We start from the raw sequence: 214 nt of genomic DNA, 5'->3' as shown, positions 1-214 counted from the left end.
CTGCGATATTTCAATCAGAACCTGATCACCTACGTCGTGCCCATAATTATCATTTATCTGTTTGCACCAATATAAATCTAACAGCATGACGCATAAGTCTTGATATTCTCTCACCGTTGCCAAGGCATACTTCATCTTTTACAGACCGTAGCGGCGATTTATAAGCTCAGTAACCTCGTCCAGATTGGCATGTAGAAGGGTCTCAAACCTCCTA

General features: G+C 42.1%; 1 protein-coding gene. It reads right to left on the bottom strand.

What is annotated here, in order from left to right:
* Positions 1-135: diguanylate cyclase (locus tag V6252_RS13880; RefSeq protein WP_425355890.1), on the bottom strand; the 135-nt coding region annotated here is incomplete at its 3' end.
* Positions 136-214: the final 79 nt, after the last annotated feature.

Source organism: Psychrobacter proteolyticus (genome assembly GCF_038155145.1).
Taxonomy (GTDB): Bacteria; Pseudomonadota; Gammaproteobacteria; order Pseudomonadales; family Moraxellaceae; genus Psychrobacter; species Psychrobacter proteolyticus_B.
This window is presented reverse-complemented; position numbering and strand designations above follow the sequence as displayed.